Source organism: Rhodococcus sp. IEGM 1306, from assembly GCF_036541985.1.
Taxonomy (GTDB): domain Bacteria; phylum Actinomycetota; class Actinomycetes; order Mycobacteriales; family Mycobacteriaceae; genus Rhodococcus_F; species Rhodococcus_F qingshengii.
The window spans coordinates 80,745-107,086 of record NZ_JAZHFF010000006.1; the positions used below are offsets into that span (position 1 = coordinate 80,745).

At 62.7% G+C, this 26,342-nt stretch carries 27 protein-coding genes; 3 read left to right on the plus strand and 24 right to left on the minus strand.

The window, feature by feature from the left end; all coding sequences use genetic code 11:
• Positions 1-69: 69 nt before the first annotated feature.
• The 3 genes from trpC to V3587_RS18535 form a co-directional block, all read right to left on the minus strand.
• On the minus strand, positions 70-879 hold the full coding sequence (gene trpC, locus V3587_RS18525; RefSeq protein WP_003944016.1) for an indole-3-glycerol phosphate synthase TrpC: 810 nt from the start codon (positions 877-879) through the stop codon (positions 70-72).
• Positions 880-1,004: 125 nt separating this feature from the next.
• Positions 1,005-1,709, minus strand: a complete 705-nt coding sequence (locus V3587_RS18530) for a TIGR02234 family membrane protein (RefSeq protein ID WP_082893184.1) — start codon at positions 1,707-1,709, stop codon at positions 1,005-1,007.
• A complete protein-coding gene (locus tag V3587_RS18535) occupies positions 1,706-3,292 on the minus strand; it encodes an anthranilate synthase component I (protein ID WP_007728697.1) in 1,587 nt (528 codons plus the stop codon). The genes V3587_RS18530 and V3587_RS18535 overlap by 4 nt, the downstream gene beginning before the upstream one ends.
• A 57-nt stretch (positions 3,293-3,349) precedes the next feature.
• Here V3587_RS18535 and V3587_RS18540 point away from each other — a divergent pair, with 57 nt between their 5' ends.
• Complete coding sequence (locus V3587_RS18540) at positions 3,350-3,808, plus strand: peroxiredoxin (protein WP_030536758.1); 459 nt, start codon at positions 3,350-3,352, stop codon at positions 3,806-3,808.
• Between the two features lie 39 nt (positions 3,809-3,847).
• Here the strand turns inward: V3587_RS18540 and V3587_RS18545 are convergent, their stop codons facing one another.
• Entirely contained in the window at positions 3,848-4,630 is a 783-nt protein-coding gene (locus tag V3587_RS18545; protein WP_003944012.1) for a dioxygenase family protein, read from the minus strand.
• 174 nt (positions 4,631-4,804) lie between these two features.
• Between V3587_RS18545 and V3587_RS18550 the strand changes: the two genes are divergently transcribed.
• Positions 4,805-5,314: a MarR family winged helix-turn-helix transcriptional regulator gene (locus V3587_RS18550; RefSeq protein ID WP_039973005.1), complete on the plus strand. Its 510-nt coding sequence runs from the start codon at positions 4,805-4,807 to the stop codon at positions 5,312-5,314.
• A gap of 28 nt (positions 5,315-5,342) precedes the next feature.
• On the opposite strand, the gene V3587_RS18555 is transcribed toward V3587_RS18550, so the two are convergent.
• Positions 5,343-6,881, minus strand: a complete 1,539-nt coding sequence (locus tag V3587_RS18555; protein WP_161121460.1) for an FAD-binding protein — start codon at positions 6,879-6,881, stop codon at positions 5,343-5,345.
• Positions 6,882-7,124: 243 nt separating this feature from the next.
• Between V3587_RS18555 and V3587_RS18560 the strand changes: the two genes are divergently transcribed.
• Complete coding sequence (locus V3587_RS18560; protein ID WP_003943994.1) at positions 7,125-7,715, plus strand: TetR/AcrR family transcriptional regulator; 591 nt, start codon at positions 7,125-7,127, stop codon at positions 7,713-7,715.
• Here the strand turns inward: V3587_RS18560 and V3587_RS18565 are convergent.
• Genes V3587_RS18565 through V3587_RS18655 form a run of 19 tightly spaced genes read right to left on the minus strand, consistent with a single transcriptional unit; the run spans position 7,712 to position 26,220 of the window.
• Entirely contained in the window at positions 7,712-8,170 is a 459-nt protein-coding gene (locus V3587_RS18565) for a hypothetical protein (RefSeq protein ID WP_202427395.1), read from the minus strand. The genes V3587_RS18560 and V3587_RS18565 overlap by 4 nt on opposite strands.
• 5 nt (positions 8,171-8,175) lie before the next feature.
• The gene (locus tag V3587_RS18570) at positions 8,176-8,712 is read right to left on the minus strand and encodes a hypothetical protein (protein ID WP_283377415.1); all 537 of its coding nucleotides are present in this window, start codon (positions 8,710-8,712) and stop codon (positions 8,176-8,178) included.
• Positions 8,679-9,998 (minus strand): MCE family protein, encoded by a 1,320-nt coding sequence (locus V3587_RS18575; protein WP_283377416.1) that lies wholly within the window; start codon positions 9,996-9,998, stop codon positions 8,679-8,681. The genes V3587_RS18570 and V3587_RS18575 overlap by 34 nt, the downstream gene beginning before the upstream one ends.
• Positions 9,995-11,128 (minus strand): MCE family protein, encoded by a 1,134-nt coding sequence (locus V3587_RS18580; RefSeq protein ID WP_283377417.1) that lies wholly within the window; start codon positions 11,126-11,128, stop codon positions 9,995-9,997. The genes V3587_RS18575 and V3587_RS18580 overlap by 4 nt, the downstream gene beginning before the upstream one ends.
• Complete coding sequence (locus V3587_RS18585; RefSeq protein WP_283377418.1) at positions 11,125-12,387, minus strand: MCE family protein; 1,263 nt, start codon at positions 12,385-12,387, stop codon at positions 11,125-11,127. Before V3587_RS18585 ends, V3587_RS18580 begins: the two co-directional genes overlap by 4 nt.
• A complete protein-coding gene (locus V3587_RS18590) occupies positions 12,387-13,409 on the minus strand; it encodes an MCE family protein (protein WP_075835314.1) in 1,023 nt (340 codons plus the stop codon). The genes V3587_RS18585 and V3587_RS18590 overlap by 1 nt, the downstream gene beginning before the upstream one ends.
• Positions 13,406-14,428: an MCE family protein gene (locus tag V3587_RS18595; RefSeq protein ID WP_007728666.1), complete on the minus strand. Its 1,023-nt coding sequence runs from the start codon at positions 14,426-14,428 to the stop codon at positions 13,406-13,408. Before V3587_RS18595 ends, V3587_RS18590 begins: the two co-directional genes overlap by 4 nt.
• On the minus strand, positions 14,425-15,594 hold the full coding sequence (locus tag V3587_RS18600) for an MCE family protein (RefSeq protein WP_283377419.1): 1,170 nt from the start codon (positions 15,592-15,594) through the stop codon (positions 14,425-14,427). The genes V3587_RS18595 and V3587_RS18600 overlap by 4 nt, the downstream gene beginning before the upstream one ends.
• 9 nt (positions 15,595-15,603) lie before the next feature.
• Complete coding sequence (locus tag V3587_RS18605) at positions 15,604-16,476, minus strand: MlaE family ABC transporter permease (protein ID WP_003944051.1); 873 nt, start codon at positions 16,474-16,476, stop codon at positions 15,604-15,606.
• Positions 16,473-17,213 (minus strand): MlaE family ABC transporter permease, encoded by a 741-nt coding sequence (locus tag V3587_RS18610; protein WP_042923097.1) that lies wholly within the window; start codon positions 17,211-17,213, stop codon positions 16,473-16,475. The genes V3587_RS18605 and V3587_RS18610 overlap by 4 nt, the downstream gene beginning before the upstream one ends.
• A gap of 34 nt (positions 17,214-17,247) precedes the next feature.
• Positions 17,248-18,501, minus strand: a complete 1,254-nt coding sequence (locus V3587_RS18615) for a cytochrome P450 (RefSeq protein WP_283377420.1) — start codon at positions 18,499-18,501, stop codon at positions 17,248-17,250.
• 53 nt (positions 18,502-18,554) lie between these two features.
• Entirely contained in the window at positions 18,555-20,192 is a 1,638-nt protein-coding gene (locus V3587_RS18620) for an acyl-CoA synthetase (RefSeq protein ID WP_283377421.1), read from the minus strand.
• 26 nt (positions 20,193-20,218) lie between these two features.
• Positions 20,219-21,466: a hypothetical protein gene (locus V3587_RS18625; protein WP_081557939.1), complete on the minus strand. Its 1,248-nt coding sequence runs from the start codon at positions 21,464-21,466 to the stop codon at positions 20,219-20,221.
• Positions 21,467-21,471: 5 nt separating this feature from the next.
• Positions 21,472-22,023 (minus strand): hypothetical protein, encoded by a 552-nt coding sequence (locus tag V3587_RS18630; protein WP_007728648.1) that lies wholly within the window; start codon positions 22,021-22,023, stop codon positions 21,472-21,474.
• A gap of 37 nt (positions 22,024-22,060) precedes the next feature.
• Positions 22,061-22,252: a ferredoxin gene (locus tag V3587_RS18635; protein WP_020907945.1), complete on the minus strand. Its 192-nt coding sequence runs from the start codon at positions 22,250-22,252 to the stop codon at positions 22,061-22,063.
• A gap of 2 nt (positions 22,253-22,254) precedes the next feature.
• Positions 22,255-23,649: a cytochrome P450 gene (locus V3587_RS18640; RefSeq protein ID WP_283377422.1), complete on the minus strand. Its 1,395-nt coding sequence runs from the start codon at positions 23,647-23,649 to the stop codon at positions 22,255-22,257.
• Positions 23,646-24,452: an SDR family oxidoreductase gene (locus V3587_RS18645; RefSeq protein ID WP_003944110.1), complete on the minus strand. Its 807-nt coding sequence runs from the start codon at positions 24,450-24,452 to the stop codon at positions 23,646-23,648. The genes V3587_RS18640 and V3587_RS18645 overlap by 4 nt, the downstream gene beginning before the upstream one ends.
• Entirely contained in the window at positions 24,452-25,657 is a 1,206-nt protein-coding gene (locus tag V3587_RS18650) for a cytochrome P450 (protein WP_003944019.1), read from the minus strand. The genes V3587_RS18645 and V3587_RS18650 overlap by 1 nt, the downstream gene beginning before the upstream one ends.
• Complete coding sequence (locus tag V3587_RS18655; protein ID WP_024487471.1) at positions 25,654-26,220, minus strand: TetR/AcrR family transcriptional regulator; 567 nt, start codon at positions 26,218-26,220, stop codon at positions 25,654-25,656. Before V3587_RS18655 ends, V3587_RS18650 begins: the two co-directional genes overlap by 4 nt.
• Positions 26,221-26,342 lie beyond the last annotated feature (122 nt).

Here is a 26,342-nt window from a genome sequence, read left to right on the forward strand (position 1 = left end):
CAGTCTGCCCCAAGGGTGCCGCTGGTCACCGCCCGGGTGCGTCAAAGCACGCCGGGCCGGTGATGCGCTTTATCGAGACGGTTTCGGGCAGGACGGGTGTGCGCCGGCGTTGACCAGATCGGCGACGGCCTTGCGAGGGTCGCCGCTGGTCACGAGGCCTTCACCGACGAGCACTGCGTCGGCGCCCGCCCCGGCGTACGCCAACAGATCGGCAGTTCCGCGAACACCGGACTCGGCAATCTTGATCGTCTCGGTCGGAAGACCGGGAGCGATGCGACCGAAGGTGTTCTTGTCCACCTCGAGAGTCTTGAGATTGCGGGCGTTCACACCGATCACCTTGGCGCCGGCTTCGAGCGCGCGGTTGGCTTCTTCCTCCGTGTGCACCTCGACGAGTGCAGTCATTCCCAGAGATTCGGTGCGATCGATCAACGAGGCGAGCGCCTGCTGCTCGAGTGCCGCGACGATCAGCAAGATGACGTCGGCGCCGTGAGCGCGAGCCTCGTGAATCTGGTACGGCCCCACGATGAAATCCTTGCGGAGCACCGGAATGGTGACCGCTTTACGGACTGCGTCCAGGTCGGCCAACGAGCCGTGAAAACGGCGCTCTTCGGTGAGAACACTGATGATGCGTGCGCCACCGGCTTGGTACGCCGCGGCAAGCTCAGCGGGATCGGCAATGTCGGCCAACGCACCCTTTGACGGGCTCGCTCGCTTGACCTCGGCGATGACGCCGATGCTCGATTCCAGAAGTGCTGCTGCAGCATCGAGTGCAGGAGGTGCAGCGGCCGCAGCAGCCTTGACTGCAGCGAAGTCGAGTACGGCTTCGCGGGCGGCGACGTCAGCGCGCACCCCGTCGAGAATCGAGTCGAGTACGGTCATCGTGGCCCGAATCCTTTCTGGGCAAGAGCCCGATGTGAGATACGTCATCAGGGTGGTCTCAGCCTAGTGGGACGAAATTTTGCTACTCCGTCGGGGTACCCACGCAGGTGAGGGTTCAGTCTTACTCAGTGGGACGACCCCGGTTTCGCGCCGTTGTCTCCCCCAACTCCGTCGTCCCCGTCAGTCGCTGTCGGGTCCTCTCCGGCGTCGAGCGCATCCCACAACATCCGTTGTGTCACAGGCTCGTCCGATGCGGGTTTGTCTCCCTGACCGAGCTTGGCCGCGGCCTCGCGGCGCGCGGCAGGGTTGTCGTATTTCGACGACAACCCGCCTCGCACTGGAGGTTTGCGCATCAGAAGCACTGCCGCGCCGAGCGCCGCCACCGCTCCGAGCAACGCAAGCAAGGCAGGCAGTACCGAAACAGTCGTCGAGAGATCTTCCGGGTGACCGGACAACTCGGCCAAGTCCACCGCTCGGTCCGCAGAGGCTCCGGACACCAACAACTGCACTGCCGGAACCGCTACCGCGACGGCGACGAGGGCAACCAACAGTCCGACTACCCGAAGTGCCCAACCTCGCACCGCAAACGACGCCGCGATCGCCGCCAGAAGCGCGAGCGCGAGCGGAGTCATCGCCGCCGCCCAGGTGCTGCCGTCGAGATCCGTCGTCCTCTCCAGCGTCTTGCCGTCGCTCGAGGTCAGATGAACCCACGTCATTCGTGAGCTGCCCCACAGAGCTGCTGCCGACAACGCCAGCAGAAGCGTTCTCGGCACGGCGGTGCCACGAGAAACGCTTGTAGGCTCCGCTGCACTCGACTCGTTCTCACTCACTGATCGTCACCTCCGATGGTGCGCAGGGTGTGCGCCGACGCAATCGCGCTCAGCACTGCCATCGCCTTGTTGCGGGCCTCGGTGTCCTCGTAGACCGGATCCGAGTCGGCGACGACGCCGGCGCCCGCCTGGACGTATCCGATCCCGTCCTTGATCAATGCCGTTCGGATCGCGATCGCGGTGTCGGCGTCGCCGGCGAAGTCGAGGTAGCCGACGATGCCGCCGTAGATACCGCGCCTGGTCGGTTCCAGTTCTTCGATCAGCTGCATCGCTCGGACCTTGGGTGCCCCCGAGAGGGTTCCAGCGGGGAAGCATGCGGTGACGGCGTCGAGAGCGTGCTTTCCCTCGGCCAGATGACCGGTGACGGTCGATACGAGATGCATCACGTGGCTGTACCGCTCGATGTGCCGGTAGTCGTGCACCTTCACCGTGCCCGGGCGACAGACACGACCCAGATCGTTTCGCCCCAGATCGACGAGCATGAGGTGCTCGGAGTTTTCCTTCTCGTCGGCGAGGAGATCTTTCTCGAGCAGGATGTCGTCCTCCTCTGTGGCACCGCGCCATCTGGTTCCAGCGATCGGGTGTGTTGTCGCGACGCCCTCGGCGACGGTTACCAGTGCCTCAGGGCTCGAACCGACGATCGAAAACGCCGTCTCTCCATCACCGTTCGGCACGTTGAGCAGATACATGTACGGGCTGGGGTTCGACGCGCGCAGCATCCGGTACACGTCGATCGGCGCTGCAGTGCAATCGATCTCGAATCGCTGCGAGAGAACTACCTGGAATGCCTCGCCCGCTTCGATGTCGCCGATCAACTTTTCGACGTCGACACCGAAGCTCTCGGTGGTGCGCTGACGACGGTAGTTCGGAGTCGCTTTCGAAAATGTCGACACCGTCGATTTCGCCGGCGCCGCGAGAGCACGAGTCATCGCGTCCAACCTGGCGACTGCGTCGTCGTACGCCGTGTCGACGCGCTCGTCCGTGCCGTCCCAGTTGACGGCATTCGCGATGAGGGTGATCGCCCCTTCGTGGTGATCGACTGCGGCGATGTCGGCGGCAAGCAGCATGACCATTTCGGGGATCTGCAGGTCGTCGACCGCGGAGTCACCCAATCTCTCGAGGCGCCGCACCGCGTCGTAGCCGAGGAATCCGACCATTCCGCCGGTCAGCGGGGGCAGGTCGGGCAGCCGCTCCGAACGAAGCAGCTCGAGGGTGGCACCGAGCGCGTCGATCGGGTCGCCGCCGGCCGGAGCGCCGGCCGGAACGTTGCCGTACCAGGCCGCCTCTCCGTCCACGACGGTCAGTGCAGCCGGACTTCCGACGCCGATGAACGACCACCGCGACCACGAACGACCGTTCTCGGCCGACTCGAGCAAGAAGGTGCCTGGACGATTGCCGGCCAACTTCTCGTACGCCGAGAGCGGAGTTTCGGAGTCCGCCAACACTTTCCGAGTGACCGGAACGACCCGGTGCTCAGCTGCGAGAGCTCGGAACTGCTCCCGGGTCGTGGTGGAATCGGACGCGTCACCGACGATCGCGGTGTCGGACGACCGTGCGGACATGGAGGTGGGCTCGCCGTGCATGGCTCCATCATCCCAGGCTCCCCCATGTGGCCGTCGTGCGCGGGTAACCTCGGCCGAATGAAACCAGGCCAACTCGCTCCCGATTTCTCACTGCCCGACCAGGACGGGACTCCGCGCTCGCTGACGAGCCTGCTCGAGAACGGACCCTTGGTCCTCTTCTTCTACCCGGCAGCCTCGACGCCGGTGTGCACCGCCGAGGCGTGCCACTTCCGTGACCTCGGCAGCGAATTCGCCGCGGTGGGCGCTTCGCGAGCGGGCATCAGCACCGATACGGTCGAAGCTCAGTCCACCTTTGCCACCGCACAATCCTTCGACTACCCCCTACTCGCCGACACCGAGGGCAAGGTAGCCGAACAGTTCGGCGTCAAGCGCGGACTCCTGGGCAAGTTGGCTCCGGTCAAACGCTCGACCTTCGTGATCGACACCGACCGCACCGTCCTCAAAGTCATCTCGAGTGAACTACGCGCCAACACCCACGGAGACCAGGCGCTCGAGTTCCTTCGCAATCGAAGCTGACGTGCCTGGGCACCTGATTCTCTGCGCGATTTAAACCCTCTATGCGACCTGAATCGAGCGCTTCGCAAGCCCCATCCAGAATCCGTCGATCACCTGAGTGGGCACCTGTTCCGGATCGGACGACGCACCGAGCGTGACGAACAACGGGGCGAAGTGCTCGATGGTCGGATGCGCGTACGGCATCCCGGGAGCTTGAGCGCGGAAGTCGATCAAGGAATCGACGTCACCGGCAGCGAACCTCTCCCCTGCCCACGCGTCGAATTCCGCCGACCATCCCGGGGCCTGCGCCTCCGGTGACGGATCGCGCAGGAACGGTAGCCCGTGCGTGGTGAATCCGGATCCCACGATCAGTACACCTTGCTCACGGAGTGGCCGTAGGCGCTGTCCGAGATGGAGCAAACGCTCGGGATCGAGGGTTGGCAGCGAAATTTGCAGTACCGGGATGTCTGCGTCCGGGTACATCACCGTGAGCGGCACGTAGGCACCGTGATCCAGGCCTCGATTCGGCTGCTGAACCACGCGTTCGTTGTCCGGCATCAACGCGGCAACCTGGGCGGCGAGTTCCGGAGCGCCGGGAGAGTTGTACTTCGCGCGGTAGAACCTCTCGGGAAAACCACCGAAGTCGTAGATGAGCGGGGTGCCCGTGGTCGTCGATCCGATCGTCAGCGGTGCTGATTCCCAGTGCGCCGATACGACGAGGATTGCCGTCGGCCGCGGAAGATCGCCAGCCCACGCCCCCAACTGGTCGACCCACAACGCGCTGTCCACCAGCGGCGGAGCACCGTGGCTGAGATACAGCGCAGGCATGGTTGTGGTGGACATACGGACTCCTCGGGATAGACATTCGTCGTAAGTTGAAGGTTCAACCTAATATAGAACTCAACACTTGCGTCCCGCAACTATTCCCCGCAGGATTCTTCTGGACATGCGTCTGAGACGCTGTACACAAGCACGCTCCGTGCACGAAGAATGCTCGACCCGAAGGAGAAGTCACCGATGAGTGAACCGACCGCGCAGCCCGACGCGCAGTCTCAGACGAAGTGGCTCACAGCCGAGCAGCAAGAAGCATGGCTGACACTGATCGCTCTCGTGACACGGTTGCCTGCCGCACTCGACACTCAACTACAACGCGATTCGGCACTCACACACTTCGAATACTTCGTACTCGCGGCACTCTCGGACGCCCCCGAGCACAAGCTCCAGTTGTCGGTACTGGCCCAGCGCGCGAACGCGTCCCTGTCCCGCCTCTCGCACGTGATCACGAAGATGGAGAAGGCCGGCTGGGTGAAACGGGAAGTCATTCGTGGCAGCCGCGGCTCCAACGCAGTGCTCACCGACGAGGGAATGGCAAAGGTGGTCGCGGCCGCACCGCCGCACGTCGCCTCAGTTCAAGGTCTCCTCTTCGAGGGCCTCGACGATCGCCAGGTCGCCCAGCTTTCGTCGTTGGGTACAGCAATGCTCACCCAACTGGACAAGGGAATCGCCGCCGGACTCGGCAAGGCCTGACCACATCCCCGAGACGAGCGACTGATGATCAAGACGGCAGCTTCGCGAGGTCGAGTGCAGCCAAGTGACTGAACAGCATGCTCGCTCCGATCGGGTTTCCACCGCCGGGGTACGTAGTCCCGCTGGCCGCTGCCATCGTGTTCCCCGCCGCGTACAACCCGGCAATCGCCGTACCGTCGGCTTTGAGCACCCTCCCGGTCGCGTCGGTCCGTAGACCACCTTTGGTCCCGAGGTCGGAGATGCCGAAAGCGGCAGCGTGAAACGGCCCTTGATCGATCGGTACGAGCGGAGAAGCCCCCTCGGAGAAGGCGCGGTCGTACGCAGTGTCTCCTCGACCGAAGTCCGTGTCGACGCCAGTCGCCGCAAACGCGTTGAATCGCTTCACGGTCTCCACCAGTTCCGCTGTGGGAACATCGATCTGGGCAGCGAGGTCTTCGAGTGTCTGTGCACTCTTCCACAACCCCGCAGCCACATACTGCTCCGTCTGGGCCATGGGTACGTTGGGTGCCTTCACCGGCGGCACTGCGCCTTCTCTGTTGTCGTAGATCATCCAGTACGGCGTGGTTACTTTCCCTGCCCGCATGTGTTCGATGACAGAGCGACCCAAGCGGTCGTACGGCGCTGATTCGTTGACGAATCGACGACCGTCGTCGTCCACGAAGATTCCGCCGGTGAACCACAGCGCAAACGCGGAGCGCCCATCTGGATGGGTGAGTCCCGGCGACCACCAGGCCTCGCCCATCAGGTCGGTGTCGGCACCCGCGGCGACCGCCGCCTGGTGCGCCTTCCCGAGGTTGCCGGGGCAGCCCATCGTGTCGAGAGCGGATCCGGGGACACCGAATTCGGCACGCATGGTCTCGTTCTGCTCGAATCCACCGGCGGCGAGGATCACTCCTCTGCGTGCCCGAATGGTTCGACGCCGACCATCTCGGTCGACGACGGCTCCGACCACCACCCCGTCCTCGACAACCAGTTCCTCGAGAGTGGTCTTCAGGTGCATGGTGGCGTTCGGGAGTTCCGCAAGAGCCAACAGGAATCGACCGATCAACGACTGGCCGCCGACGAGGTACTTCGGCAACTTCTCCCCCAGCCGTTCCGTCGCCAGCGGCGGACGAAGCGAATCACGTAGGGCACCCATCTTGTTCGCGTTCATCGGCTTGGGAACAATGTGCCGTCCACTCGCTCGAGCCTTGGGCTCTTCACCGAAGTAGTCGGGCCACGGCAGTATCTGAAACTCGAAGTTCGAGTCCTCTTCGAGGTAGTCGATCAACCCGGCGCCACCTCGAACGTAAGCTTCCTGAACGTCGGCGGGCGTACGATCACCCACCACTGATCGGTAGTACTCCAGCGCATCCTCGATGGTGTCGTCGTCCCCGCCCCGACGAAGAACGGCGTTGCACGGGAACCACATTCCGCCGCCGCCCGAGTACGCCGTTGTTCCGCCGTACTTGTCGGTTGCTTCGATCGCAATGACGTCGAGGCCTTCGCGGGCTGCCGTGTACGCGCCGGTGAGTCCGCCGCCTGATCCCACAGCGAGTACGTCGCACGTCTCGTCCCACTTCGTCATCGTCAGCCTCTCTGATTCTGGGCACAGTTTCCGAACATGTTCTAGAAATCGTTCTAACACATGGACTTAGCGATCGCGGGGGTTCGAAATTCTGTCCCACCGAGCGGGAGCGAGACATGACGCCGAGCGGGAGCGAGACATGACGCCGAGCGGGAGCGAGACATGACGCCGAGCGGGAGCGAGAACAGGCGGAGATAGCGCACACTTTGCCCGCATGGGCCTGATCCCGTAGTGTCTGGACACATGTCTGGTAAGACCAAGTTCGAGTCCACTCGCCGCCGACTGACCCAGCAGCAAGCCGAAACCGTCGATCGATTGACCGCGGCAGCGATCACGGTCCTGCGCGACAAAGGGTTTGCCGATCTGACCGTGCGGATGGTGGCAGCAGAAGCCGGTGTCGCCGCGGCTACGGCATACACCTATTTCTCGTCCAAGAGTCACCTTGTGGCAGAACTGTTCTGGCGTCGCCTCGACGCGGTACCCCACGAGCCCTCCCCGGAGGCGGAACGGGAAGCGCAGGTCTGTTCGGTCCTACGCAGCGTCGCACTCCTCGTTTCCGACGAACCGGAGCTGGCCGCGGCCGTGACCACGGCGATGATGGGCAATGATCCCGACGTCGAACACCTTCGGGGACGTATCGGCAAGAACATCCGCGAGCGGCTCATCGAGGCGCTGGGGCCGTCATACGATCCCGACGTACTCGAAGCACTCGAAATCTCCTGGTCCGGAGCGCTTGTTCGAGCCGGCATGGGTTACGAGTCCTATTCGCAGATCGCAGACCGGCTCGAAGTCACTGCCAGGCTGATCATGGCGGGCCGCGACAACCTTCACTAGATGGGGGTCATGGCACTCACCAGCCATGTGCCGTCGACTCGATCGAGTGTCACCTCGACTCGGCTCGACGTCGACGCTGGTGCCGGCCGCGCGGTACTCGTCGTGATCTGATCGACGAACACGAGCACTTCCGCGCGGTCCGCGGCAACGGAGAGCACACCGACATCGACGACTCGGGCTTTCGTGCTGATTCCCTGCTCCTTCGACTGTGGGGCAACTGTTTTCGATCCGAATTCGGTGAAACTGTCCTGAAACGATCCGCCGGCGCCTTCGGCCGCTCGTGCGAGATCGTCGTCGACGGTATCGCTGTTGTAGCTCAAGAGCTTCTCGACGAGCGTGGGCGCCACACCGATCACCTCGGCACGTGCGGTTTCAGCGTCCCCCGAACGGTGGTGACTCCAGATCGCAGTGCCGCCGACTCCCATCAAGACCAACGCTGCAAGCGCTATGACCATGCGCTTCACGGCACGAACTCCACACTCGACATCAGTACCCGCCCGTCGACGTCCTCGACACCGACGCGCAGACGGTAGGTGCGCGCCGAAGACTCTCCCGCTGAATTGCCGACCTGAGCAGATGCCGCGATCAGCACCACCCCCGAGTTACCGGATTCCGATGCCAAGGCTGCGGTGTCGACACGCCCGTCGGAATCGACGGCAAAATCACGGATGGACGCGACGAACGCAGATTCGCCGGACTTCAGTTCGTCGGCAAAGGTTCCCGTACTCAGCGACTGCAGTGTCTCGAGGTCCTCGTCGACTGTGGCGGAGTGAACGTCGATCAGAGCGAGGGCTCCTGCGACCGCACCGTCGACGTACTCTTGACGCTGGGTCTCGCGCGCCCGGTCGGATCGAACTGCCAGAGCACCGAAGACGACAACGACGCTCAGAGCCGCGAGTGCGATCCATGCCAGGGCAGTGAGAACACCGCGTTTCCCTCTGACCGGCTCCAGCACCTCGCCCCTCAGCGATTCGTCGGCATCAGCAACTGTTGCCACGGCTCACCCTCCCCCGAATCGGAAGCAGCAGGAGCCAATTCCGTATGTTGATAGTCGACTCCGTCAGGCCCCGTGTACAACTCGCCGGGAGCATTGGTCCCCGACGGCACGTACGCTTCGGGGCTCCGACAGATCTCCGGGCTCGGTGCTCGTTTGCCCGGTACCTCCATACAGGGAATGTTCCGGGATCCACGAACTGCGAAGACCGAGTTCTGCGGAACTTTGCAGTACAGATCAGCCGGGGTGTCCGGCACACTCATCTGGGTCGGGTCCCGTCGCTGATCGGCCGGAAGGTAACCGGTCGAGCACGCCGCGGGGTCCTGCGCTTGGAGGTGGAAGTTGACGTTCGCGGCGCCGTCCACCTGCCCGCGTTGTACGACGGTTTCCTGTGCCGCGACCAGTGGCGGCAAGATGACGAGCACCTGCTCCAAACCGGCGTTGTACGTCAAAGCCACCTGAGCGGTGCTGGTGAAATTGGCAAGCAGCACAGGCAAAGTGGGTTTGAGGCCTTGAAACAGCAGGTCGGCTTCAGTCGCGAAGCCCGGTCCGGTCTCGAGGATATTGCGCACGGACCCGTCGGCGACCTCCAACTGTCCACTGAGTTGAGCGACACTGGACGCCCACTGGCGAATCTGATCGCCCGTCACCACCTGTGTCTGCAGGAGCGGATCCAACTGCTGTACGAGCGTCGTGGCCGGGGTTGTGGCAGCAGACATCTGATCGACGAACGAGGTGGTCGAATCCAGCAGACGAGCCAGGTCCTCTCCCCTGCCACCGAATGCTGCCGCGGACTCGTCGATCACCGACCGCAACTTGTCCTGCGGTACCGATGCGAGCATCGCCTGCGCCTGATCGAGGACCGGTCCGATCTCGGTCGGGATCGTGACAGCGTCGGGGCCGATCACGTCTCCGTCGGCCAGAAACGGTCCGTCCGCGGTTCTCGGTTGCATGTCGACGTATTGCTCGCCGATGGCCGACACACTTCGCACCGCTACTGCGAGCCCGCTGGAGGGAACGGGAACCGCACTCTCCAAAGATAATTCGGCGCGTACCACTCCCGGAGACAGACGCACCGATCTGACCTGACCGATGGTGTCGCCGCGATAGGTCACGTTCGCGTTCCGATACAGGCCACCGGCGTCGGGCAGTTCGACTGTCACCGAATAGCGCCCGATTCCGAGCATGGTCGGAACTCTCAGGTACGAGATAGCCGCTGCGCTCATGCCTATCACCGCCAGGATCGCGAAGATCGTCAATTGCCTTCGCACCAACTTCGTGAGAATCATCGTCCACCTCCCTGGGCGGGCTGCGCTGTGCCAAGTGGGCCGGGCTGCCCTGTGCCGAGTGGGGCGGTCAAGGGATCGACCAGTACTCCGTTCTCCACGGGGGTTTGCGGCGCCCCGAACGGCGTACCGAAGCCGAGACCTGACTGGAGGCGATTATTCGTGAGGTCGATCAGCGCCCACAGATTGGTGTAATCGCCGCGCATTCCGTCGTCGATGGTCGTCTGGGGGAAGGGGAAGGTACTCAGGTTGCCCAAATTGTTGATCAGGTCCGGTCCTGTTTCGACCACCTTCTGCAGCGTCGATTCCAAGGCGCTCAAATTGGCTTTCAAATCGTCGCGGGTCCGGTCGACCAGATCGGTCCCGACGTCCCCGAACCTGCCGACCGCATCGAGGGCGGTGGTCAGGTCGACGCGTTGGGCGCTGAGTTCCGCCAAGGCCGGATCAAGGGTCTCCAACGCCTCACCGAGAACGTCTCGCTGGGCCGTGATTTCACCGGCGAAGACGTCGAGATTCTCCATGGTCGTGACCATCGCATCACGTTGGCGGTCGAGTGTTTCGGTCACGGTATCCATCTGACTCAGCAGGTCGCGAGCCGCGTCGGTCCGTCCGCCGAGCGCCGTGTTCAGCTCCGTGGTGATGCTGTGAATCTGAGCGAGCCCGCCGCCGTTGAGGACCAATGACAGTGCCGTCAACGCTTCCTCGGTGGTGGGATAGACGCCGGCCGACGCGAGGGGGATCACCGATCCCTCCGACAACCGCCCTTCCGGCGCAACATCGGTAGGCGGCGCAAGCGCAACGTGTTTGGACCCGAGCAGGCTGGTTTGGCCGATCTTGGCCGTCGCATTGGCGGGCAGGGACACCGAGCCGTCGAGCGCAACCGTCACCCGTGCGTGCCAGTTGTCGGTCTCGATCGCACTGATACTTCCGACTGTCACGTCGTTGACCATGACCGGAGAGTTGGGACTGATCGACGTGACGTCCGGCATCTCGATCACGACCGAGAAACTTCCCTCACCGCGGCCGGCCGCGCCCGGCAGCGACACCGAATTCAGCCCGCTCCATTGACAACCCGTCAGAACGAGCACGGCGCTCGCCGCCACACACACTGTTCCCCACCGGCGGCCAGTCATCGTGATCCTGTCGACGGCATGAGCAAGCCGGTCAGATCAGACGCCACCGGTACCGTCGGAAAGCCCAAGGCGCCAGTCGGTTCCAGATCAGGCTCGCTGTACACCAGTTGGTCCGGAAGAGCGCCGAGCGCCCGGGTCGGATTGATGCTCAGGTCCGGGTAGTTGGCCTTGATCGTGTTGAGCAACGGGCCGAGGTATTCGATGCACAAATCCGCGCCCTTCTTCGAGGTGTCGTTGGCCAGGCCGGCGATTCCGCCGCAGATCAAGTCGATCGGGTTGCCGACGTTCTGGAATGCGGGCACACCCACCATCGCTCCTTGGGCCGGCCGGTAGACGTTGTAGTAGTTCGACAACGCTGTCGGAGCCAGATGCAGTACCTTCTCGAGGCCTGCGCGCTTGTCGACCAGTACGTGGGACACGTCGGCCAACTTCGCGATCTGCTCCGTCAAGCCGGTTCGGTTCTGTTCGACGAACCGCTGTACGTCGACGACGGCGGCGTCCAGATCGGCGAGAGCCGGAGCCAATTGCGTCCGGCTCTCGGCGAGCACACTCGAGACATTTGCCAGTCGTCCTTGGAACTGAACGATCTGTTCGTCGCTTGCGGCGAGTGCGGTCGTGAAGGTCTGCAGGCCGCGGATGGTGCCGAACAGATCGGCTCCGCCTTCGTCGAGTGTGCTCATAGCCTCCGAGAGTTCGGTCACCGAGCGCCCCAGCGCTTCCCCGTTGCCGGCCAGTGCGGATCCGGCACCGTCGAGGAAGTTGGCGGCGGGACCGCGATCGTCCCCGACGGGACCCAAAGCGTCGGCAGCCCGGCCCAGCTGTTCCTTGATCTGGTCCCACTCGACCGGGACGGCCGTTCTGTCGAGTGGGATCTCCGCACCGTCATTCAGTGCGGCGGCGCCGTCCGTCACCGCCGGCGTCAACTGCACGAAGCGGGCCGAGACCAGCGACTGGGCAACGATCACCGCTTTCGCGTCCTCGGCGACGGGAACCTCGCGCGCCAATTTCAGTTCGACGCGCATTCGATCTCCCTGTGGGGCGATCGCGGTGACGCGGCCGACGTCGACTCCCACGACACGAACGTCGTCACCGACATACAGACCGGTCGTCGAGGTGAAGTAGGCCGTCACGTTGTAGTAGCGCAGATGTTGCACCGCAAGGTATCCCGACACGACGACGATCGCCGCACCGATGACGCTTCCACCAACGACGGCGATTCGACGCCAGTTCACCGGTTTGCGAACTCGTAAGGCACCCATCATCGAACCTCCGGAATCGGTAGCGGCGCAGGTGGTAGCCCGAACATCGCGTTGATCAACGGTTGGGTGTATTGCGCTGGCACCAGGTTCTGGACGTAGGCGTAGTAGAAGGGGCCGCTGGCCACGGTGTCACCGAGCGTGCCCACGTACGTACCGAGACCGTCGATTCCCTGAGAAAGGTTGTCCTTGTTGTTCTGCAGAATTCCGACAACCGTGTCGAGTTTGCCGAGGACCGGCTGCAATTGCGCCTCGTTGTCGTGGACGAGTCCGCTCAGCTGGGTCGACAACGCCGAGATGTTCGTGATCACTTCCCCCAGCGCCGCCTGTCGCCGATCCAGTTCTCCCAACAAGGCGTTGCCGTCGACGAGTAGCGCGTTGACCTGTGGTCCACGCTCGGCCAGCGTCCCGGCGACGTCGTTTGCATCGGACAGCAAGGTGCGCAACATGTCGTCGCGTCTATTGACGCTGTCGGAGATCCGTGCGACACCGTCCAGCGCCGGCCTCAGGTTCGGCGCACTGTCGGACATCACCTGTCCCACTGCGTCGAGCGATTCGGAGAGTTGGTCGAGATCGATGTCCTCGACCGTCGTGGTGAGGTCACCGAGCACGTCGGGCAGCGAGTACGCCGATCTTGTTCGCTCGACCGGGATCTCGCCGCCGACCGCGATCCTTCCCGGACCGTCCAGATCGAGCGATACCGCTCGCTTGCCGAGCAACGACATCGTGGTGACGGCCGCCGATGTGCTTTCTCCCAAACCGATCGAGCCGTCGAGTGTGAAGTCCACGCGGGCGAGTCCGTGCTCGACCTCGATCCGGTTCACCGTTCCGATCTTCACTCCGGCGGCGTTGACTTCGTCTCCCGGCGCGAGACCGCTGGCGTCGGCGAACACCGCGCTGTACCCGACACCCGATTTCAGGAACTGCAGATTCTGATACTGGAGCGATGCCAATACGACGGCGGCCGTGACGACCAATCCCACGACCCCCACGCGTACGGCCTGGCTCTGTGCCATCTCTCTCATCGTGGTGCGCACCTTCCGGTCGTCTGATCCACCAGGTCGACAGTGAGCGGCGTACCGTCGGCACCGTCGACCTTCAGTGCGATTCCGCACAGATAGAAGTTGAAGAACGACCCGTACGAGCCGACTCGGATCAGCTGCTTGTAGTTCGAGGGCATGGACGCGAGAATCCGATCGAGCTCACTCTGTTGCTCGATCAGCGGATTCAGGCTTGCGTCCAGCTTCGACAGGTTTCCCGCGATGTCCGGGCGAACTCCGGCGAGGAGATCGGCGAAGGTGCCTGATGCGGTGTTCACACTCTCGACGGCAGTCCCGATCATCTCCCGGTCCGCCGCGAGCCCGCTGACCAGCTGTTGTAGGTGATCGAGAGTGTCACTGAACTGACCACCGCGGCTGCGCAATTCGCTGAGCACACCGTCGAGGTTGCCGATCACTCGACCGATCAGTTGGTCGCGGTCTGCGAGAGTGTTCGTAATCGATCCGGTGTGCGCCAGCACCGATGCCACAGTTCCGGACTGGCCTTGAAACACCTCGAGCAAGGACATCGACAACGCGTTGACCTGCTCCGGGTCCAGGGCTTGAAACAGCGGCTTGAAACCACCGAGTAGCGCATCGAGGTCGAGTGCCGGTGCGGTGCGATCGACGGGGATGCTCTCGCCCTCCGGTTGCGGTTCCGCGATCCCCGGATCGTCGAGCAATTCGAGGTATCGATTACCCACCAGATCCTGATATCGAACAGCGGCTCTGGTCGATACAGTCACGGTGTCACCCGTATCCACACTGAAACTCACGTGGGCACGGTGATTCCCACCGAATTCGACGGAGCCGACAGAACCGACCGGCACACCGGCGATGCGCACCTTGTCGCCGGCTCTGAGCCCGGAGGCGTTGACGAACTCCGCCGAGTACGACCTCGCGTCGCCACCTCGCATCTGGCCGAACACGAGGATCAGCCCGGCGTTGACGAGGATCATCACCAGAACAAAAATTCCGAACTTGACGGTGTACCCACGAACTTTCATCGGATCTCCGTCCCGAACAGGTAGCTCATCAGATCCGGGACCGTGTTCATCGGTTGCCCACCATTCGGCTGACGCTCGGGCGCAAACGGATTCACCCCGGTGTCGGTCACCAGGTACGGAGCATTGACGTTCGGGTCGCGCAGTGGAAGGCCCATACACTGCGGGCCACCTGTTGCCGCGACCTTCGGGAGGTCGTCGGGATATCGGTACGGTTCGGTTCCGGCGATCAGACCGATCGACATCTTGATTCCTGGTTGTCCGTTGTAGGCGCCGTCGCCGATCTTCTTGCTCTCCTGCAGTCCCTGGAACATGCAGGGAATCACCGGGGAGTATTCCTCGAGCAGTGCGGTGGTCGGCCGCAGTAACGACAGAACGGTGTCGATACCGTCGGCGTTTTCTCCCAGTACATCTTCTCCGGTGCGGGCGACCCCGATCACGTTGAGCAAGAGGAGATCAAGATTCTGCTGCTCGTCGAGAACAGTGGTTCCCGTCGTCGTGAGCGAGTCGAGTGTGTCCATCAAGTCGAGAACAGCGTCGCGGTAGGTCTGTGTGACGGCTGATAAATCCGTCAACACATGATCGAGAGCCTCACGTGCAGTGTTGAATTCGAGCAAGGAGGAATCTGCTTGTTCGAGTGCGACCCCGAGCCGTTCGCCGCGTCCTTGCAGAGCAGTCGAGAGGGCACCCAATGTCGAATCGAGTTTGCCCGGGTCCACCGTCCGGAGCACGGTGGTGAGTTTCTCGAACACCGTGTTCAGCTCGACGGTCACCCGGGATGCGTCGATCGTCGCTCCGGCGGCAAGTCGCGCACTACTCGGCTGCTCCGGCGAGGACAGGCTGACGAACTTCGCGCCGAAGGCCGTGTTCGACGTGATCGCCACATCCACGTTTGACGGAATCGATTCGAGCGCTTCGGGATCGATCGACAACGACAGTTGTGCGGTGGCGTCGTCAGTCGGCGTGATGGACTCCACCGAGCCCACGGTCACCCCGGCCATCTTCACCCGCGCGCCCGGATCCATCACGAGCCCCGCGCGCTCCGCGATCACCGTGATCGGGACGCGAGCGACAAACACCTGGTTGAAAGACGCGACCGACAAAGCGATGACCCCGACGATCGCCGCAGCCAAGCCCAGAGCAGCCAACTTGTAGCCGTATCTGTGCACGCAGTCCCCCTAACCGGACAGATTGAAGTTGCCGGAACCGCCGTAGAGCGCGAGTGAGACGAGCAGGGTCACCGCCACGACGCAGATCAGCGAGAGCCGAACCCCGCGGCCCACTGCAGTTCCCACGCCCGACGGTCCCCCGGACGCGTTGTATCCGTAGTACGTGTGGATCAGCATCACCAGTAGTGCCATCACGAGCACTTGAACGAAGGACCATGCGACATCGACCGGATCGAGGAACGTCGTGAAGTAGTGGTCGTAAAGACCGGAGGACTGACCGAACAGCACGACCGTGGTGAACCTTCCGGCCAGAAAAGATCCTACGAGCGCCAATGAGTACAGCGGCAAGATCGCGATCATCCCTGCGGTGACGCGGGTGCTGACGACGTACGGGACCGAACTGATCGCCATCGATTCGAGGGCGTCGATTTCCTCACTGATGCGCATGGCACCGATCTGCGCGGTCGAACCTGCGCCGATCGTGGCCGACAGGCCGATTCCCGCGATGACCGGCGCAGCGATACGAACGTTGATGAAGGCGGAGAAGAATCCGGTGAGCGCTTCGACTCCGATATTTCCCAGTGAGCTGAAACCTTGGATCGCAATGGTGCCGCCCGAGGCGAGAGTCAAAAATCCTACGACCGCAACCGTGCCGCCGATCACTGCCAAAGCTCCGGTGCCCATGCTGATCTCGGCTACCAGCCTCAACACTTCCTTAGGGTGTTTGCGAATTGCCCACGGGATGTGAGCGATGGCGCGCGCGAAGAAGACAGCTTGTCGCCCGACGTCGTCGATCGAGCGTGACGTTCGAGCCACCCGCGCCCGCGTGCGTCCGAACTTGCCGATTTGTGCCAGCGAATCCGACAGCGTCACCTCGATCACCCCGCCGTCAATCGGATGCCGACCGCGGTGACGATGGTGTTGACGACGAACAACGCCATGAATGCGTACACCACCGTTTCGTTGACGGCCTCCCCCACGCCTTTCGGCCCACCCCGTACCGACAGTCCGCGATAGCAGGCCACCAATCCCGCCAGCATCCCGAACAGCGCAGCTTTGACCATCGACAACGCCACCTCGGGCAGGCCGGTCAGCAACGTGATTCCCTCGACGAAGGCGCCAGGGTTCACGCCCTGGAGAAACACCGAGAAGGCGTAACCGCCGGCGATGCCGATGACACAGACGAGTCCGTTGAGCAGCAAAGCCACCACGGTCGACGCGACCACCCGCGGAATCACCAGCCGAGTGATCGGATCGATCCCGAGCACCTCCATGGCGTCGATCTCTTCACGAATCGTTCTCGATCCCAGATCGGCGGCGATGGCTGTCGCGCCCGCACCTGCCACGATCAGCACCGTCACCACCGGACCGACCTGAGTCACAGCACCGAGCGCGGCCCCGGCGCCGCTGAGGTCGGCGGCACCGATTTCGCGGAGAAGGATGTTGAGGGTGAAACTCACCAGGACCGTGAACGGCACGGCTACCAACACTGTCGGCACGATCGATACCCGGGCGATCATCCAACTCTGCTCGAGAAACTCTTGCACCTGAAAGCGGTTGCGGAACAAGCCCACTGCGACATCGGCACCCATCCGGTAGAACTGGCCGAGTTCGCGCATCGGGCCCGCAAGTGCAACTCTTCCGCTGTACACGTCAATGCCCCGAAGGACATGACGCGGAGTTGCCGTAGTCGACCTTGAATTCCTTGATCCCGTTGAGCCAACCGGACGAGAGCCTGCTCGGATCGCCGAGCTTGCTGATGTCGGGCATGTGATCGGCGATCTTGCCGAAGATCAGATCGACCTCCATTCTGGCCAGGTTGGCGCCGACGCAGTAGTGCGGCCCGGTTCCTCCGAACGCGAGGTGCGGGTTCGGGTCTCGGGTGATGTCGAAGACGTCGGGGTTCCCGAAGACGGTTTCGTCGAAGTTCGCCGAGCCGTAGAGCAGTACGACGCGCTGCCCCTTCGCAATCGCAGTGCCGGCAATCTGTGTGTCCACCACTGCTGTTCGTTGCATCGACGTCAGTGGCGAAGCCCAGCGGATGATCTCGTCCGCGGCGGTGCGCGGACGCTCGCGCTTGTACAATTCCCACTGATCCGGATGCTCGAGAAATGCCATCATGCCGAGTGTCGTTGCGTTTCGCGTCGTTTCGTTGCCCGCGACAGCCAACATGATGACGAAGAAACCGAACTGTTCCGGGGTGAGTTTCTGCCCGTCGATGTCGGCATGCACCAAGCGTGAGATGATGTCGTCGAGCGGTTCCTCCCGTCTCGCCTCAGCCAGTTGATAGGCGTAGCCCAGGATCTGCGCCGACGCCATCCGAGACTCGCCGGCGAGCGACTCGTCGTCGTATCCCGTCATCTGATTCGACCATTCGTACAGCTGACGGCGCCCGTCCTGCGGTACACCGATCAGCTCCGAGATCGCCTGCATGGGTAACTCGCTGGCGACCTGGCTGACAAAATCACCGCTACCTTCCGCCACGGCAGCCGACGCTATGTCTTCTGCCCGCGCTTCCAACCCGGCCCGCATCGCTTCCACCGACCGCGGAGTGAACAAGCGCGCCACCAACTTGCGCAGCTGTGTGTGCTCAGGGGCGTCCTTGTTGATGAGGACGTGTTTTGTCGCCTCCAACTCCTCCGCCGAGATGTTGTCTTCATGCCGCGGAATGCAGCCGTTGACGTTGCTCGAGAACTCCTCGCTGCGCAACGAGACGTCGCGGACGTCTGCGTGGCGGGAGACAACCCAACAACCACCGTCGTGAAATCCGCCGGTACCCGGTTCCTGGGCGTTCCACCAGACCGGAGCGCATCGTCGTAGTTCGGCGAACTCGGCAAGCGGGACGCGCTCGCCGTACAGATGCGGGTCGGTCACGTCGAACCCGTCGGGAAGGTCGATCTCAGGCATTGCAGATGCTCCTTTACGGATGGGTGCCGGGTGCCGGGTGTTGCGTGTGAGCGCTAGTCGATCCGGTGGACCGGGTCGCTGTTCTGTGAGAACTCCTTGGCCCAGCGGTAGTCCGGCTTGCCGCTCGGCGCTCGAACGACCTCGTCGGCGATCCAGAAGGAACGCGGAATCTTGTAGCCGGCGAGGTGACTGCGGGCGTGCTTCTCGATGGATTCGAAATCCGGTTCCACACCGTCGCGGATGCGAAGCACCGCCGCCACCCGATTGCCCCACCGCTCGTCCGGAACACCGATCACTGTCGCGTCGTAGATGTCGGGATGGGCCTTCACCACGGCTTCGACTTCTTCCACGAAGACCTTCTCGCCGCCGGTGTTGACCACCATGTTTCCCCGTCCGAGGAGGGTGACCGAGCCGTCGTCCTCGATCCGCGCCCGGTCTCCGGTCACCACTGCCCGCGCGCCGTTCACCTCGCGGAATATCTCGGCCGACTTCACCGGATCGTTGTAGTAGCCGAGTGGAACGTTTCCGAGTTTCGCCAGCCATCCTTCGGCGCCCGAGCCCGGCTCCAACACTCGGTTGTCGTCGTCGACGACGACCGTGAATCTGTTGGCGCCCACTTTGGGTCCGCCACGCTGCTCGAGCCCTTTGGTTGCGAATCCGATTCCGCCGAAGCCTGTTTCGGACGATCCAACCGAATCGGAGATCATCAGATTCGGAAAGACGTCGAAGAACGCATCTTTGACCGATCCGGAGAAGAGCGCAGCGCCGGAGGCGAGCACGGCCAGGCTCGACGCATCCGGTTGCAATTCGTGATGGGCTTCGACCAGTGGACGGCCCATGGCGTCGCCGGTGATGACCATGACCTGCGGGCGATATTCGGCGACGACTTTCCAGACCTGCGCCGCATCGAACTTCGGTTCGAAGATGACGGTGTTTCCGGAGAACAGAGCGTTGAACGTCGGCATCAGTGCCGAGGTGTGGATCAGCGGTGGAAGCATGCACCACCGCATCGGTTCGGCTGCCGCGGCGCCACCGCGCGACTGCTGGTACTCGTCGGCGATCGGCTCACCCGAATAGAAGTCGTAACCGCCGGCCAACACGCGCCAGATGTCTTCCTGCCGCCAGACGACGCCTTTCGGTCGTCCGGTTGTTCCGCCGGTGTAGAGAACGTAGACGTCATCGCCGGAACGCTCGGGAAAAGCATGTTCACCTACGCGCAGCGGGGATTGGTTGCCGAGCGCATCCTCGTACGCCACTGCCCCCGGAATCGACGGTTCGTTCCCGAGAGCGAGTTCGTCCGCCACCTCGATCACGTACTTGACCCGCGGCGCGGACACCAACGCCGCGGCAACCCGCTCAGCGAAACCACGATGGAAAACCAACGCCGTGAGATCCGCGTTCTCGTACAGGTAAACCAATTCGTCGCTCGTGTAGCGGTAGTTCACCGTGATGGGAACGCCGCGGATCTTGAAGGCCGCGAGGACAGCAACCATCGCCTCGATCGAGTTGTGCAGTTGAATACCGATGTGCGAACCGACACCTAACCCGACGGACTGGAAGTAATGCGCCAATCGGTTGGCCCGCTCGTCGAGCTCACGGTATGTCACCTCGTCGCCGGAAACGATCAGCGCGAGGCGATCGGGCATCGCATCGACGGAATGCTCGAACAGGTCTGCAAACGTGTACGCCATAGGTTGAGTCCTTCGGGTTCGGCCGGTCAGACGACGAAGAGAGGCAAGGGGATTCCGCGATCTTCGAATACGAATGCCGCGCCGGTACTGACCTTCGTGATGGCGACTTCGACGCATTCCGGAGCGGGAGCTTCGGTGATGTCGACGGCCAGAAGAAGCCCCGCGGCATCTTCGGCCACCACTCTCACGGTGAAGTGCGGATTCACGCCGCGGACCAAAGCTTGGAGAGGATCGAGGTGCTCGCTGCCGAGCAAGGTCGGCCAACCGCCGTCTCGGTCGACAAGAGCTTCTCGCGAGATCCGCAGCTCCAGAGCACCGCCGTCCTGTCGAATCTCGCTCTCCACATACTGCTTCGGATTCAGCAAGGGATGCACGGACAGGACCAATGCCAACGATTCCAGCGTCGAAGGAAGCCCGAGCGCATCTCGAATACGCTGTGCCGCAACTCCCGCGATTCCGGTCAATTGCTTTCGCGTGATCTCGCGAGCCTTGTCTTCGTCGGCACGGCGGCGAACCGCTGCCAGAAAGCCCAACGCCAACAGATGATGCTGCACGCAGATCTCCTCTGCGATACGAACCAAGGCTGATCGCGAGAAGTCGGAAAACCTCAGGTCGGACAACAACGGACCCGAGTAGTCCGCCCTACCGTCCCCACCGTGATCGATCGGGCTCAGCTCGACCGTCACCGCGGCGGTGCTTCCGATCTGCTCGGTGTGCGCGGTCATCACGGGAGGCGTGTGCGACGGGTCGATGGACACGGTCCAGGCGCAGTGCGGATGTCGGTCGGCGGGCCTGCGCGGTGGTCGGTGAATCGGCCGGATCTGGGCGCGCGGGTTGGTCGCGATGGCCGTTGCATCGAAAGTCGGATCCTCGATGTCGTGACACATCGAGGTCACGAACTCATCGCCCAACGGCTCGACGTCCATGAGTGCTCCGCAATGGTCGAGCCAGAATTCACCGTGCAGCGGATCGTCGACCCGGTATCGAAAGTCCATGAACTGTGGAGGAGCGCCGATGTCGAGTTGTAATCCTTTGAAGATCGTCACGACGTCGTCGCCCTCGTATCCGAGAGCCTTCTGCATGCGGCGGGTGTACCAGGGGCTGGCCGACTCCCACTCCTCGACGGCCACCTGTGCCATACCCTCGCGTCCGAATTCGACGATCAGATGCGCCATGCCCGAGCGATCGATCAGCTGCCCGCACAGGAGCAACTCGGGCACCAGCACGGCAAGGTCGCGCTGCGAGAGTGCCTCGAAGGAATCGCGCACCGACATCGGACTCACCACAGCGAAACCGGCGCGGTGCCCACCGGATACCAGCCCGGTAGCGGGTCGCCCGAGATCGATCGCTGGATCCGGCCCTGCATCCCCTTCGAGAGAGCGTTGTTGCCGATCATCTCCATGAACAGTGCCGACACGTTCCCGAAGTCGAAGAAGTCACGCTGCCAGGACCATTGGAAATCCCCGCCGTAGCGGAACCAACTACCACCGATACCGTAGACGGAGTAGTTGCTACCGTCCTCACGCTTGGCATCGGAAATCTGCTTCCACAAGCCGATCACGTTTCCGCTACGGTCGTCGATCACAAAGTCTTGATACGGATACTCCCAGCCTTCGAGGCCCTTCATCTCGAGACCGAGCGCGACTTCGCGAATCTCCTCGCGCCCCACCGCCATGAAATCCTGCTTGGGGCCGTAGTTCCACCCGTACGTGGCGTCCTCGGTATACATGTCCGCCAACGGTTTCCAATCGCCGGCGGCTTCGGCCTTTTTGTTCGCCTCGATCCAGCGTTGGACCATCTCGTCGAGCTCTGCGCGGTCGAAACCCGTCATCTGAACTTCCTCCCTCGAGCACATGAATTCGCTGCAATCAATCGACAATTCTCAGGGCGCCGGTCGGGCAGTACCTGACCGCCATCTCGGCTTCACCGCGGAGCGACTCGGGTGGGTCCGAGTCCAGAAGACTGACCTTCCCCCGCTTCGGGACGACAAAGATCTCCGGTGCCTCCAGCTCACACGCCGCATGGCCTTGGCACAGGTCGAGGTCGACTTCGACGTGCATGATCACCCCTCACGCCCGGGACGTGTTCGGCGCCGGTACCTCACCGCGCACGGCTGCTGCAACTGGACGACCATCTTGCTGTGGTCGTTTCGGTAGGATTCCGACGGCTGCGCCATCTCGAACTCGAAGTCCCGCAGCAGGATCGAGAAGATCGCTTTGAGCTGCATCTGGGCGAACGCAGCGCCGACGCAGCGATGCCGGCCGGCTCCGAACGGAATCCACGTCCAGCGGTTGACGATGTCCTCTTGATTCGGGTCGATGTACCTCCCGGGATCGAAGGTGTCCGGCCGGGGAAAGTCCTCGGCGATTCGATTGGAGATCGCGGGTGTCGCGGCGACAAGATGGCCCTCTCGGATCTCGAAGCCGCCCACTTCGAAATCTCCACGTGCCACCCGCAACAGGATGATCAACGGCGGATGCAGTCGAAGGGTTTCCTTGACCACAGCCTCGAGAACCGGAATCTGGCGCAGGGCATGAAAACTGATATCGGCGCCGTCGGAGTACAGATTGTCGAGTTCGTCGACGACGTCCGTCATGGTGTCGGGATGCCGCAACATCTCGATCAGCGACCACGCTGCCGTGCCGGAAGTCGTGTGGTGGCCGGCGAACATCATCGAGATGAAGATTCCGGTGATCTCGTCGGCACTGAACCGGAGGTCGCCGTTCTCGTCCTTGACCGAGACCAACACGTCCAACATGTCGCGGTCATCCCTGCCCTGCGGAGGATTCGCGATGCGCCCGTTCATGATGTCCTGTACCAGAGCGACCAACGCCAACCGGGCCTCGTCGCGGCGGCGGAAACTCTCGATCGGCGCGTACGGATCCACGAAAGCCAATGCATCCGTTCCCTGTTCGAGCTCGTGATACAGCTTGGCGAAGCTATCATCCAGTTCGTCGCGGAACTTCTTGCCGATCAGGCACGCCGACGAGGTATAGATGGTCAGCTCGGCGAAGAAGTCGAGCAGATCGATCTCGCCTTCGTCTCCCCACTGCGCGACCATCGCCTCGACTTCGCGGCCGATCGTGGCGGCGTGCCCGCGCATCTGTTCGCCGCGCAGAGCCGAGTTGTGCAGCATCTCTTTACGCCGCTCCGGGCTGGCGTCGAAGACGACGCCTTCACCGAATATCGGCTTCATGAAGGGGTAAGCCGCTTGTTGGTCGAGATCCTCGTCGGTGGAGCGGAAGAAGAACTCGTTTGCCTCGGCTCCGGACAGCAAGATCACTGTGCGGTCGGCAAGTTGAAAGGCGCCGACGTCACCACATTCCTCACGCACCCGGCGCATGAGCGCTATCGGGTCGGTTCGCAGTTCCTCGAGATGCCCGTGCGGGAGATCCCCGCCGGACACCCGCGGCGGCTCTGGCAGTGTTCGCGACGTCTCTTGCACTCCGTGCGTCATGTCGTCTCCTGTGAGTTCGCAGTGGGAAGTTTGTCCAGTGGCGCCTCGGGCTGAACTTCGACGAGCACGATGTGTGCTCCTCGCGGCGCCGACACAACGGCGACGATGGCATTGGCGATGTCCGAGGCGCGCAGAAAGTAACCATGGCGGGCGAACCCCCACTTGCTCCACGATTCCCCGACCGGTCCGATGATCTCCGGCGTCGTGTCCATCCCCATGCCGGTCAGTGTCGGCCCGGGTCGCACGATCGACGCGCGAATGCCTGTTCCCTCGAGCTCCATTCGCATCTGACGCCCCATTGCCTCGAGCCCGGCCTTCGCTGCGTCGTACGCACCCATGAGTGGACGCTGGCGCTCGGCACAATCCGAGCCGATCAGTACGAAGTCACCGCGCTGTCGTTGCCTCATACCGGGGAGAACACGATGCGCCAATCGCTGCGCACCGACGAGGTGAACTTGGATCTGCCGTAGAAACGCCTCAGGATTCATCTCGTCCGCAGCCCCGAATTCGAGGTCTCCGGCACCGGAGACGACGATTTCCGCGGGGCCGTGGACTGCCTCTGCGGCCGAGACGAACCCGTCGACCGAATCACCGTCCGTGACGTCGAGGAAGTGGGCGAACGCTTCACCACCGTTGCTGCGGATCTTCTCGGCGATGGCTTCGCATTCGGCGACTCGACGCGCACCGAGTGCAACCGGATGCCCGAGTTCGGCCAGGGCATACGCGGTGGCTGTGCCGATTCCCGACGACGCACCACTGATCAGTGCCGGCCGGCGAACAGGATTGGGTTCGAAACGAGGCATCAGCGCACCTGCACTTTCACCGGCAGGGCCGCAAAGCCCCGGACATTTGTCGAATGAACACGCTCGATTCCGGACTCGACGACTTCGTAGTCGCTGACCCGACGCCCGAACTCCGCCAGGGCGATCTTGGCTTCGAGCTTGGCAAGGTGGGCACCGAGGCAGAAGTGCACGCCACCACCGAAACTCGCGAGTTTGCCCGACGAACTCCGGCCGATCTGGAAGCTGTCGGCATCGTCGAAGACGTCGGCGTCTCGGTTGGCCGATCCGATCAGGAGCAGGACCTTCTCCCCCGCCGGAATCGTGCGCCCGTGGTATTCGAGGTCGACAACCGAAGTCCGAGCCACGATCTGACTCGACGTGTCGTAGCGAAGAGTCTCTTCCACCCATTCCGAGGCTCGTTCGGGATCGTCGAGGACCGGTGCGATCTGCTCCCGGTGGTGCGAACCCCAGTACAGAGCGTTTCCGAGAAGCTTGGTCGTGGTCTCGTTTCCGGCCACGACCATCAGAAACATGAATCCGAGGATCTCCTGGTCCGAAAGCTTGTCTCCGTCGATCTCGGCGTCGAGCAAGGCCGAGGTCAGATCGTCCGTCCGCGATCGGCGACGCTGCGCGATCATCTCCTTGTAGTAGCCCATCAAACTGATCGAAGCCTCCACCGCAGGTTGCGGCACGTCGAGAACACCCGCCTCTCGATGCACCACCAGATCCGCCTTGCGCCGCAGTTCGGCTCGGTCGGGTTCGGGGACACCCATGAGTTCGGAGATGACGTCCATCGGCAGCTTTCCCGCCACCTCCGTAATCCAGTCGAACTCCCCCGCGCCCAGCGCGGGTATCAGATGTTGCTTCGTCAGTTCGAGTATCCGGCCGTCGAGCTCCGCAACACGCCGCGGTGTGAATCCGCGAGAAACCAACTGGCGCAACCGCATATGGCGGGGATCATCCATAGCGAGAAACGACATCACATAATGCGCGTGTGGACCGTAGGCTGCGGGGTCGAGTGATACTCCGTTTGCGCTCGACAGACGCTTGTTGTCCTTGAATCCGTCGACCACGTCCGCATATCGCGACAATGCCCAAAATCCCACGTCCGGATTGTGATACAGGGGTGATTCTTCGCGCAGACGCTTGTACGTCGGATACGGATCGTCGTGAAAGTGGTAGTCGTACGGATTGAAGACCACCGGATCGATCAAAGCTTCTGTCATGATTTCTCCAGGATCAGTAGAGCTGAGGCCTCGAGGCGTCCAGCGATTTGCGCGTAGGTTCCGTAGCCGATCCCTGCCCGCAGAAGCGCCCCGGCATAAAGCATTTCGAGCGCTTCCAACACTTCGGGTTCGCCATTCGGATCCAACGCCGAGGCGAGTCGTTGATGGATCTCGAGCCCGATCCGGCCGCGAAGATGTTCCACTTCAGGGTCGGATCCGAGCAGTGCATTGGTCACGGCGGCCGATACCTCCGGTTCGTCCGCGAGAAGCAGCGCGATATTTCGAAGTACAGACAGCACGTGCGCGGTGCGATCCAACCCTGAGCCATCAGGCGCCGACGAGTTCTGAAGTCTTCGCCAGAAAACCTCTGCGACGAGATGCTCCTTGGACGCGAAATACGTGTAGGCGGTCGCAGTTCCTACGCCCGCTTCGGCCGCAACCGAACGGACAGTCAGTCCGGAAAACTCTTGTTTGCGTAGAACTTTCACTGTTGCTTCGGCAAGCCTGGCCACAGTTTCCGCCTGTTTGCCCGTGAGGCGCCTGCGAGTGGATTCGTAGACAATCGATCCCCCGCCACTTGAATCGCCCCGTTTGCTGGACACGTGTCTGGACGTTACTACAGCGTCCTGTCCAGGGCAACGAAATGGGGAAACTTGGAAAATTCACCACGAACAGGCAGCAGCGA

Bases quoted from the DNA above. Each gene is read 5' to 3' on its own strand.
- V3587_RS18630 (WP_007728648.1), bottom strand. From the start codon at position 22,023: ATGACGGGTTTCGACCGCGCAGAGCTCGACGAGATGGTCCAACGCTGG.
- V3587_RS18560 (WP_003943994.1), top strand. From the start codon at position 7,125: ATGTCTGGTAAGACCAAGTTCGAGTCCACTCGCCGCCGACTGACCCAG.
- V3587_RS18620 (WP_283377421.1), bottom strand. From the start codon at position 20,192: ATGGCGTACACGTTTGCAGACCTGTTCGAGCATTCCGTCGATGCGATG.
- V3587_RS18565 (WP_202427395.1), bottom strand. From the start codon at position 8,170: ATGGTCATAGCGCTTGCAGCGTTGGTCTTGATGGGAGTCGGCGGCACT.
- V3587_RS18590 (WP_075835314.1), bottom strand. From the start codon at position 13,409: ATGAGAGAGATGGCACAGAGCCAGGCCGTACGCGTGGGGGTCGTGGGA.
- V3587_RS18625 (WP_081557939.1), bottom strand. From the start codon at position 21,466: ATGTCGGTGCGCGATTCCTTCGAGGCACTCTCGCAGCGCGACCTTGCC.
- trpC (WP_003944016.1), bottom strand. From the start codon at position 879: ATGACCGTACTCGACTCGATTCTCGACGGGGTGCGCGCTGACGTCGCC.
- V3587_RS18555 (WP_161121460.1), bottom strand. From the start codon at position 6,881: ATGACGAAGTGGGACGAGACGTGCGACGTACTCGCTGTGGGATCAGGC.
- V3587_RS18575 (WP_283377416.1), bottom strand. From the start codon at position 9,998: ATGATTCTCACGAAGTTGGTGCGAAGGCAATTGACGATCTTCGCGATC.
- V3587_RS18550 (WP_039973005.1), top strand. From the start codon at position 4,805: ATGAGTGAACCGACCGCGCAGCCCGACGCGCAGTCTCAGACGAAGTGG.
- V3587_RS18535 (WP_007728697.1), bottom strand. From the start codon at position 3,292: ATGCACGGCGAGCCCACCTCCATGTCCGCACGGTCGTCCGACACCGCG.
- V3587_RS18635 (WP_020907945.1), bottom strand. From the start codon at position 22,252: ATGCACGTCGAAGTCGACCTCGACCTGTGCCAAGGCCATGCGGCGTGT.
- V3587_RS18650 (WP_003944019.1), bottom strand. From the start codon at position 25,657: ATGACAGAAGCTTTGATCGATCCGGTGGTCTTCAATCCGTACGACTAC.
- V3587_RS18545 (WP_003944012.1), bottom strand. From the start codon at position 4,630: ATGTCCACCACAACCATGCCTGCGCTGTATCTCAGCCACGGTGCTCCG.
- V3587_RS18580 (WP_283377417.1), bottom strand. From the start codon at position 11,128: ATGACTGGCCGCCGGTGGGGAACAGTGTGTGTGGCGGCGAGCGCCGTG.
- V3587_RS18645 (WP_003944110.1), bottom strand. From the start codon at position 24,452: ATGCCTCGTTTCGAACCCAATCCTGTTCGCCGGCCGGCACTGATCAGT.
- V3587_RS18585 (WP_283377418.1), bottom strand. From the start codon at position 12,387: ATGGGTGCCTTACGAGTTCGCAAACCGGTGAACTGGCGTCGAATCGCC.
- V3587_RS18615 (WP_283377420.1), bottom strand. From the start codon at position 18,501: ATGCCTGAGATCGACCTTCCCGACGGGTTCGACGTGACCGACCCGCAT.
- V3587_RS18640 (WP_283377422.1), bottom strand. From the start codon at position 23,649: ATGACGCACGGAGTGCAAGAGACGTCGCGAACACTGCCAGAGCCGCCG.
- V3587_RS18610 (WP_042923097.1), bottom strand. From the start codon at position 17,213: ATGCGCGAACTCGGCCAGTTCTACCGGATGGGTGCCGATGTCGCAGTG.
- V3587_RS18540 (WP_030536758.1), top strand. From the start codon at position 3,350: ATGAAACCAGGCCAACTCGCTCCCGATTTCTCACTGCCCGACCAGGAC.
- V3587_RS18595 (WP_007728666.1), bottom strand. From the start codon at position 14,428: ATGAAAGTTCGTGGGTACACCGTCAAGTTCGGAATTTTTGTTCTGGTG.